This window comes from Parafrankia soli, assembly GCF_001854695.1.
In the GTDB taxonomy this organism is placed as follows: Bacteria; Actinomycetota; Actinomycetes; order Frankiales; family Frankiaceae; genus Parafrankia; species Parafrankia soli.
The window spans coordinates 19,974-29,358 of record NZ_MAXA01000261.1 but is presented as its reverse complement, the minus strand read 5'-3'; the positions used below and the strand labels follow the sequence as shown (position 1 = coordinate 29,358).

At 73.4% G+C, this 9,385-nt stretch carries 7 protein-coding genes; 5 read left to right on the top strand and 2 right to left on the bottom strand.

Annotated features, from left to right (window positions below; all coding sequences use genetic code 11):
* Positions 1-180: 180 nt before the first annotated feature.
* Entirely contained in the window at positions 181-597 is a 417-nt protein-coding gene (locus BBK14_RS30885) for a transposase (RefSeq protein WP_071066692.1), read from the bottom strand.
* A 265-nt stretch (positions 598-862) separates the two neighbouring features.
* Between BBK14_RS30885 and BBK14_RS30880 the strand changes: the two genes are divergently transcribed.
* A complete protein-coding gene (locus BBK14_RS30880; protein ID WP_071066691.1) occupies positions 863-2,866 on the top strand; it encodes a DNA polymerase in 2,004 nt (667 codons plus the stop codon).
* A gap of 293 nt (positions 2,867-3,159) precedes the next feature.
* Complete coding sequence (locus tag BBK14_RS30875; RefSeq protein ID WP_071066690.1) at positions 3,160-3,378, top strand: hypothetical protein; 219 nt, start codon at positions 3,160-3,162, stop codon at positions 3,376-3,378.
* Positions 3,379-3,474: 96 nt separating this feature from the next.
* Here BBK14_RS30875 and BBK14_RS30870 read toward each other — a convergent pair whose 3' ends face one another.
* The gene (locus BBK14_RS30870) at positions 3,475-4,359 is read right to left on the bottom strand and encodes a ribokinase (protein WP_241831989.1); all 885 of its coding nucleotides are present in this window, start codon (positions 4,357-4,359) and stop codon (positions 3,475-3,477) included.
* A gap of 830 nt (positions 4,360-5,189) precedes the next feature.
* Between BBK14_RS30870 and BBK14_RS30865 the strand changes: the two genes are divergently transcribed.
* The 3 genes from BBK14_RS30865 to BBK14_RS30855 all read left to right on the top strand — a co-directional run bounded on the left by BBK14_RS30865 (position 5,190) and on the right by BBK14_RS30855 (position 9,381).
* On the top strand, positions 5,190-6,392 hold the full coding sequence (locus BBK14_RS30865; protein WP_071066688.1) for an LLM class flavin-dependent oxidoreductase: 1,203 nt from the start codon (positions 5,190-5,192) through the stop codon (positions 6,390-6,392).
* Positions 6,389-7,591, top strand: a complete 1,203-nt coding sequence (locus tag BBK14_RS30860) for an acyl-CoA dehydrogenase family protein (RefSeq protein WP_071066687.1) — start codon at positions 6,389-6,391, stop codon at positions 7,589-7,591. Before BBK14_RS30865 ends, BBK14_RS30860 begins: the two co-directional genes overlap by 4 nt.
* Before the next feature lie 119 nt (positions 7,592-7,710).
* The gene (locus BBK14_RS30855) at positions 7,711-9,381 is read left to right on the top strand and encodes an ABC transporter substrate-binding protein (protein WP_071066686.1); all 1,671 of its coding nucleotides are present in this window, start codon (positions 7,711-7,713) and stop codon (positions 9,379-9,381) included.
* Positions 9,382-9,385 lie beyond the last annotated feature (4 nt).

Here is a 9,385-nt window from a genome sequence, read left to right as displayed (position 1 = left end):
GTCCGGGGGTGAGGATGATGGACAGTGGGCGGCAGCGCCGGTCGGTCGCGAGGTGCACCTTGCTGGTCAGTCCGCCCCGGGAGCGTCCCAGTTCGGCGGCGGTCAGCCGGGCCTTGCGGCGTCGGTGTACCGCGCGGCGCTGCGCCCGTTCGGTTTCCTGGCCGTCCTCGGGCACCTCGGTTACAGGGTCGTTTTGTCCGGTTTCCGAAGCCCCTTTTCCTCCGTCAGGGCCTTCTCCATGTCCTCCAGGAGATCCGGGTCGACCACCATGCCCGCCGCGTGGTGATGCGCGCGGGCGACGGTGGAGTCCACGCTGACCAGGCTGAGATCGACAYCGTCACRCGCCGCCGCCTCGGTGRTCATCGCGTCCATGAGGGTCTGGAAGACCCCGTCRCGCGCCCACAGRCGGAACCGGTCGTAGATCGTCGACCAGGAGCCGTAGCTGTTCGGCACGTCCCGCCAGGGGCTGCCGGTACGGAACCTCCACATCACCGCGTTGAAGTAGCTGCGCAGGTCAGGGATCGGTCCGGACGCCCCCAGCGGGAGGTGCGGCTCGATCAACTCCCATTCACCATCGGTCAGATCACCACGCGTCATACAACCGTGCTACCAGCCGAAGCACCCGGACGAAGGACGAACACCCCGATTGTGATCCGGACTCAGAACAGGCCCTAGTACTGAGCCGAAGTAGCTTGGCGTCACGGCCTGCCCTGGCGCTCCGCGGTTCCGCGGAACCCCAGGATCGACCGTGAGCCGTGGTGGCCGCGTCGTCGAGCAGGCGGCGGGCGCGCCGGAATCCGGCATGCGTAGATCCCGCACCCGTCCCGGGATTTCTGTCAGTGCGGCGGGAGAGGATGACCGCGTGGTCCCCACTTCCCGTCCCGCCGGCACGCCGGCCGCCGCGGGCGCCGGCGCTGGTGCTGGTGCCGGCTCTGATGCCGCGGCTGGCGCTGGGGCCGGCGCCGTGGCCGCGCTGCGGGCGGCCGGGGTGGGCCGGGGCGGCCTGGTGGCGGTGGTCCCGGTCTCGGATGTCGCGGTGGCGCTGGCGTGCGCCGGCGCCGTCTGGGCCCAGGCCGCCGACCCGGCCGCTGTCCTGGCCGAAGTGGAGCGCGCCCTCGCCCCCCGGTGGGTCTGGTGGTCGGCGCACAGCACCGGGGCACTGCTGACCAGGTCAGGTACCAGCACAATCGCCGGACCCCGCGCTGGCTCTGGCACCCACGCCGGCCCCGGCGCTGACACCGGTCCCGGGCGCAGTCCCGTTCCCGCCGTGTGCTGGGATCTCGCGGCGGCGCACCGTGTCCTGCACGGGGGGCACCGGGATGATCCGGCGGCGGTCTGGGCCGGCGCACGCGGACTGCCACTCCCGCCGCCACCGCCCCGGCCCCGCGCCGACGGCCAGCTCGACCTGCTCGCCCTGGTCGATCACCCGGGCGGCCCGGGTGACGGCGAGGCCGACGATCCGATCGGCCCGGACGGCCAGCTCCGACCGGGCTGGGCCGAGGAGACGCTGCGCGGCGCGGGCCCGGGCGGGACGGGCGCCCAGCTGGCCCGGGCCACCCGGCTCGCCCAGCTGGCCCTCACCGTCACGGCCGCTCAGGACGAGGCGCTGCGCGCACTGCCCGACCCGCGGGCGCGGCCGGCCGGGCTCCCGCTGGCCGTCCTGACCGCGCGGGCCGAGTCCGGCGCCGAGCTCCTCGCCCGCGAACTGCGACGGGACGGCCTGCCGGTGGACCGGCCGACCGCCGAGGCGACGATCGCCGCCGCGATCGGGCCGAGGCCCGACGGCGACGCCGCCGGCGCGGCTGCCCGGCGGGCCCGGGACGCCCCCGTCCTGCGCCACCTCGGCGCGTCGGTCGACCTGCGCAACCCGGTGGCGGTCCGGTCCGCGCTCGCCGCGGTGGGCATCGACGTGCCGGACACCCGGTCGGGCCGGCTGAGCGCGCTGCGCGGTGTCCACCCTGTCGTCGAGGCGCTGCTCGCCTGGCGCAAGGCCGAGCGGATCGCGACGACCTACGGGTACCGGTGGCTCGACACCCATGTCGGCGCCGACGGCCGGCTACGGGGCGAGTGGCGCGGCAGCGACGGCGCCGCCGGCCGGATGACCGCGGCCGCCGGCCTGCACAACCTGCCGGCCGACCTGCGGGTCGTGGTGATCGCCGAGCCGGGGTACCGGTTCGTCCGCGCCGACCTCGGCCAGATCGAGCCGCGGGTGCTGGCCGTGGTCTCCGGCGACCCGGAGCTGACCAGGGCGACCCGGCAGGACGACCTCTACGCCCCGGTCGCGGCCAGCCTCGGCGTCGACCGGCCGACGGCGAAGGTCGCGGTGCTCGCTGCGATGTACGGGCAGACGACCGGCGTCGCCGGCCAGGCCCTGCGGCAGATGCGCGAGACCTACCCGGTCGCGCTGGCGTACCTGGACGCCGCCGACGCCACGGGCCGGGCCGCCGCCCTGGGCCGGCCACCGCCGAACCCACCGGTCACAGACCCACAGGCGCGGCTGCGGACGTTCGGCGGGCGGCGGGTCCCGCTGCGGTTCGCCGCGGTGGACGACGGCGCCGACGAGAACAGGGTGGGTATGGCCTGGGGCCGGTTCGCGCGCAACGCCGTCGTGCAGGGCGCGGCCGCCGAGCTGTTCAAGGCGTGGGCCGTGACGGTACGCCAGTCGATCGCCCCGCTCGGCGGCGCGATCGTCCTCTGCCTGCACGACGAGCTGCTGCTGCACGTGCCGGCCCCGCGGGCGGAGGCGGCGGCGGAGGCGACCCGCCGGGCGCTGGACGCCACCGCCGGATACTGGGCCGCCGGCAGCGAGGTCCGTTTCGTCGTCGACATCGCGGTTGTGCGGCGGTGGTCCGATGCCAAGGCCTGACACCCGCCCGCACGGCGTCGCGAGCAGGGCGAAGCCCTCGGCGGCCCGGCGCAGTGCCCGACTGGCGCAGTGCCCGAGGAGTGACCGAAAGGCTACTTTATGGCTTCGGCGCTGCGTTCCGGCCCGGCGTTACCCATGTGGGACGTTGGTGAGGTGATGAACTGCCCTTTGACCCTGGCGCGACCTACGGCCCTGGCGCGCCTCATAACCATGGTGCGACTCACGCCCGACAGGTGGCCGGCGACGCCTGGTGGTTGCCGCGAGCGGTGGCGGTTCGTGCCGGAGGCCACCCCGTGACCGCCTGGCGGCAGGCCCTCACCGCCCTCCAGCGGCGGGCGCGCAAGGCCCCGGGCTCGATGCCGGACGCGGCTCCCGCCGACCCTGGCGCGGCCCCCGCCGAGCCGTGCCCGCACCCGGCGGACGCGCTCGTCACCCGCCGGGCCGGCTCGCTCAGCCGCACCATGGTCCAGACCTGCACGGCCTGCGGTACCGAGTGGACGGCGCAGCCGTGACCCGCACCGCCGCGGAGATGGACCACGCGGAGGTGGACCACGCGGCAGCCGACCATGCGGCGGTTGACCGCGCCGGCCCCAGGGCACACGGCGATCTCAGAGCAGCGCGGCGATCTCGGCCCAGGTCGGCATGGAGGAGGAGGCGCCCGGGCGAGTCACCGCGATCGACGCCGCGATGACCGCCACCCGCACCGCCTGATCAAGGCCTTGCCCGGCCGCCAGCACGGACGCCATGACGCCGGCGAGGGTGTCGCCGGCGGCCGTGGTGTCGACCGCCTCGACCGGGCGCGCGGGCACCTCGGCGAGCACGGCGCCGCCGCGGGCCACGAGCACGCCCCGGGGGCCGCGGGTCATCACCACGGTTCCGGCGGTCCGGCTCAGCGCGCGGGCGGCGGCCGTCTCGTCATCGGTCCCGGCCAGCTCGCAGGCCTCCGCCGCGTTGGGGACGAGGATGTCGACAAGCTCCAGCAGGTCCGCGGGGACAGGCAGGACGGGCGCGGGAGTGAGCACCGTGGTGACGCCGCGGGCACGGGCGGCCGCCAGGGCCTCCCCGACCAGGCCCAGCGGACGCTCGAACTGTGTGACGAGAAGGCCGGACCGTGCGATCAGGTCGCGGGTGGCGTCGTCCAGCGCCATGACGGCCTGGTTCGCTCCGGGGACGACGACGATGCTGTTCTCGCCTCCGTCGACGACGGAGACCGCCGCGACTCCGGTCGGCGCCCCGACCGTCGCCAGCGCCGCGGTGTCAACCCCGTCGGCCGCCAGCCGCGCGCGGAGCGCGGCCCCGAACTCGTCGTCGCCGACGGCTCCCGCGAACCGGACCCGGCCGCCCGCGCGGGCCGCCGCGACCGCCTGGTTGAGCCCCTTCCCCCCGGGGACGGCCGTGAACGAGGAGCCGAACAGCGTCTCGCCGGGGCGGGGCAGGCGCGGCTGACGGACCACCAGGTCCATGTTCGCGCTGCCGAGGACGGCGATGGTCACCGGAGGCCGTCGCCGCGCGGAGTGGCGTGTCGCCATACCGCGAGTGTCCCGAACACCCCTGCCTGCCTCCAGGCCGGATCCGGCCCCGGCCTCACCACCTGCGACGCAATCCGTGATCTATCACGTTTACCGATCAGTTCGATCGCGGTTTGACGCTGGACACCATCCCTCTTCTCCACCATTCTGATGGACATGTCGGGGAACCTGGGTGCGAGTGCGCACGGGCCGTGCGTGGCTCGGGGCGCGGCGCCGCTCCGGTATGCGGCGCGCGTGCCAGCCGCCCGGTCGGTGCTGACCCGTCGGCGGTTCGTCGATTTCGGTCTTCTCACCACCGCCTGTTGTCGCCCCCGCTGAGCGGCCCGCGACGGCCGGCCACGGCACGCCAGGACGTCCGACGGGTCGCACTGGCCGGGTCTGCCACCGCAGCTACCGGCGCCGCCCGTCCGTCCATCCGTTCCTGACCGACCGCTCCTGACCGAGGCCGTAGCCACGGCGCGGATGGGCGTGTTCCCACTCGCGGGCACGACCCGCCGATCCGCGGTCAGACACAGGACGGTGATCTCCGGGCTCGGGGACATCGGCATACCCGGAGCACCGGCCGGCCAGCCGGCTCCCCCCGTCTACGCCGCCGCCGGCAGGCCCGCTTCCCGATTGCGCGGCCGCCGGCCGCCGTCCCGCCCGACCACCCCCGATGCCCGCCGCCGGCCCGGCCCGACCCGGACCGGGCCCGCTCCGTCCCGCACCGCACCGAGCGGTTCGGGTGCGCGCGCCAGCTCCGTCGCACCCAGAACCGCCCGAGCACGTAAAGCAACATCGAAAGGCACCCCGGCATGACCAGTCCGACGGCCATCCCCGCGACCGCGTCCCCGCAGGTCGAGTTCATCAGCCTGTCGCATCTCAACCCGTCGACCGAGCTGAATCCCGTGCCGAGCCGGGGCATCGACCTGCCGTACTTCCGCAAGTACGTCCGCTCGCTCGAGGAGTCGGGCTACGACTACACCCTGCTCCCCTACGGCTCCAACAGCGCCGACTCGTTCGTTATCGCCTCGGCCGTCGGCCAGCTCACCGAACGCCTCCGCCCGATCGTCGCGCTGCGGCCGAACACCACGATCCCGCAGGTGGGGGCGCAGAAGCTCGCGACCCTCGACCAGCTCACCGAGGGCCGCGCCGTCGTCCACCTCATCTCCGGCGGCAACGACGCCGAGCAGGCCCGCCACGGCGACTACCTGCCGAAGGACCGCCGCTACGCGCGTACCTCGGAGTACATCGACCTGCTCCGCAGGTCCTGGTCGGAGACCGGCCCGTTCAGCCACGAGGGCGAGTTCTTCAAGTTCGACGACTTCGGCCCCGGCTTCCGGCCGTACGGCCACACGATCCCGATCTCGATCGGCGGCCAGTCCGACGCCGCCTTCCAGGTCGGCGGCGCCAAGGCGGACATCTTCAGCTTCTGGGGCGAGCCGCTGGCCGACCTGCGTGCGGAGATCGACCGGGTCAACGGGATCGCCGCCGCGGCCGGGCGCACCGACCGGCCGCGCATCTGGGTGACCTTCCGACCGATCATCGCCAAGACGGACGACCTCGCCTGGCGCAAGGCCTTCGACTACGTCACGAAGCTCGAGAAGACGTACAGCGCGGGCGGCCCTCCCGCACGCTTCCTCACCGGCGCCCCGCAGAACGTCGGCTCGCAGCGCGCCCTGGACTTCGCCCAGCGGGCCGAGATCTACGACCGCGCGCTGTGGACCCGCACCGCGGCCGCGACCAACGCGGCCGGCGCCTCCACCGCCCTCGTCGGGAGCCCGGAGACGGTCGCGGCCGCCATCCTCGACTACGTCGACCAGGGCGCCAGCCTGGTCTCGATCCGTGGCTACGACACCCTCGCCGACGCCGTCGACTACGGCCAGCACATCCTGCCCCTCGTCCGCCAGGAGCTGGCGCACCGCGCCGCCACCGGGCAGCGTGGCACTCTGCAGGACGCCCACCCCGGCGCCCTCACCCCCGGTTTCGACCCCGCCGCACTGGCCGGCCTGCGATGACGACGGCGGTGCACACGCCCGAGCTGGTCCGTCTCGAGCTGGTCCGCCCCGACCTGTCCCCGGAGGCGCTGGCGGCCGTCACGGACGAGATCGCCGCGGTCGCGCCCGCCTACGACCGGACAGGCGAGATCCCGGTCAGGGGCCTGGAGGCCGCGCATCGCGCCGGGCTGCTGACCGCGACCGTGGGCACGCAGTACGGCGGACCCGGCCTCGGGCTCGTGGACACCGCCCGCATTCTCGTCGCCCTCGGCGAGGGCGACGCGTCCGTCGCGCTGCTCGCCGCCAACAACCTCGGCACCCACCAGGCACAGGCGGCCGCCGGCTACTGGCCGGAGGCGTACTACGCCGACTTCCTGCGCCGCAGCGCCGAGGGTCCGACGCTCGCCAACGCCGTCCGCGCCGAGCCCGAGCTCGGCGCCCCGGCCCGCGGCGGCCTACCGAAGACGACGGCGACCCGCACCGCCGACGGCTGGGTGCTCAACGGCCACAAGGCGTACGCCACCGGCGGCACCGCGCTCGCCTACCACGTCGTGTGGGCGGTCGCCGACGAGCCTGCCGGCGACCCGGCCCGGCCCCGCGTCGGCCATGTGATCGTGCCGGCCGACCTGCCCGGCATCACCTGGGTCGACACGTGGGACCACCTCGGCCTGCGGGCGTCGAACACCCACGACGTCGTGTACGAGGACGTCCGGCTGCCGTTCGAGGCGTTCGTCGAGATCCCGCGCGGTCCCGACGGCGTGTACCGGGACCCGGCCGCGTCGGCGGGCATCGGCAGCTTCGGCCACCCGGCGCACTATGTCGGCGTCGCCCGGGCCGCCCGCAGCGCCTTCACGCGGTTCGCTCTCGAGCGGGTGCCCACCGCCCTCGGTCGCCCGATCGCGACGACCGAACGCATCCAGACCGTCGCGGGCGAGATCGACGCACAGATCGCCCAGGCGGAGACCCTCCTGTTCGGCGCGCTCCTGCGCGCCGAGGCCGGCGACACCGGTCACCTGCCGCAGCTGTCGCTGCTGAAGATCCAGATCGCCCGCTCGGCGATCGCCGCGGTGAACACCGCGGTCGCCGCGCTGGGCAACCCGGCACTCACCCGGTACCAGCCGTTCGAGCGCCTGCTCCGCGACGTCCTGTGCGTGCGGGTCCACCCACCGCAGGAGGACACCGCCCTGCTCGCGGCCGGCCGCAGGCTGCTCGGCCAGTAGTCCCCCGGCCAGCACCGGTCCTCGGGCCGGTACCAGTCCCTCGAACCAGCACCAGTCCCTCAGGCCAGCACTCCCGACGACAACCATTCCAACCCTCGAGAAAGAAAAGAAACGAATCGATGAAACGACGCCTTCGCTCGCCCCGGCCTGGCCTCATCGCCACGGCCCTGGCCGTCACGGCCGCACTGGGCCTGAGTGCGTGCGGCTCGTCCGGTGACGACGGCGCCTCCAACGACACCGCCGGAGCGCCCGTTGCCGGCGGCACCCTCAAGGTCGCGTTCTTCCCCGACAACCCGGCCTTCAACTGCCTCGACCCGTTCCAGACCTACTGGATCGAGCACCGCACCGTCATCCGCAACGTCGCCGACTCGCTGACCGACCAGGACCCCAAGACCGGTGAGATCAAGCCCTGGCTCGCCGAGAAGTGGGAGATCAGCGCGGACGGGAAGGAGTACACCTTCCACCTGCGCGACGGCGTCACGTTCAGCGACGGCACTCCGCTCGACGCCGCGGCGGTCAAGGCCAACTTCGACGGCGCCAAGAGCGTCGTGGAGGAGACCGGCGGCGCGACCTACGGTGCGAGCTACATCCTCGGCTACGACCGCAGCGAGGTCGTCGACCCGAGCACCATCAAGCTCTTCTTCTCGACGCCGAACGCCTCGTTCCTGCAGGCCACCTCGACGACCAACCTGGCGATCATCTCGCCGGCGTCGTACAAGAAGACCATCAAGGAGCGCTGCCTCGGCGACTACGTCGCCTCCGGGGCGTTCACACTGGAGGGCTACAAGCCCAACGAGCTCACCACCCTCAAGCGGCGGCCGGGCTACGCCTGGGGCTCGGCGCTGTCGGAGAACACCGGCGAGGCCCACCTCGACACGGTCGAGTTCAGCTATGTCGCCGAGGACAGCGTGCGCACCGGCAACCTGCTCAGCGGCGCGGTCGACATCGCCTGGCCGCGTAACCCGTTCACGGTCGAGGACCGCGAGCTGATCGAGGAGTCGGGTGACGTCGTGGAGTCCCGGCCGCTGCCGGGCCCGGCGTCCACGTTCTACGCCAACGTGAGCGCGGGACGCCCGCTGGCGGACCTCAACGTCCGCAAGGCGCTGTACAAGGCGTTCGACCTCGAGAGCTACGCCAGGACGGTGTTCGGCGCCGACTACCCGGTCGTGGAAGGTGCCTTCGACACGACGACGCCGTACTTCGTGTCGCAGGCCGACAAGCTTCGCCACGACCCCGAGGGCGCGGGCAAGCTCCTCGACCAGGCCGGCTGGAAGCTCGGCCCCGACGGCTACCGCCACAAGGGCGACCAGAAGCTCACGCTGTCGACCCCGACCACCCAGTTCAACGTCGGCTCCGAGCTGATCCAGGACCAGCTCAAGCAGGTCGGCATCGACCTCGTGCTGGACACCACGACGACGGCCGAGCTTCCCGCGAAGCTCAAGAACGGCGACTACGACCTGACCGCGACCTACTTCACCCGGGCCGACCCGGGCGCGCTGCAGTTCATCCTCAACCCTGAGATCGCCAACTCGAAGGCGCTCGCGACCAACGCGACGACCCCCGAGGTCCAGGCGAAGCTCAAGGAGCTGTTCGCCAGGGCGGCGCAGACCACCGACGCGGAGCAGAGCAAGCAGGCCTACGCCGACCTGCAGAACCTGCTCATCGACGAGGGCGTGTCGTTCCCGCAGTTCGAGCGGGTGCAGTTCGCGGGCGTCAGCAACGAGGTCCATGGCTTCGCCTTCACGTCGGAGAGCTTCCTGAAGCTCAACGACGTGTGGAAGCAGCAGTAGGAGA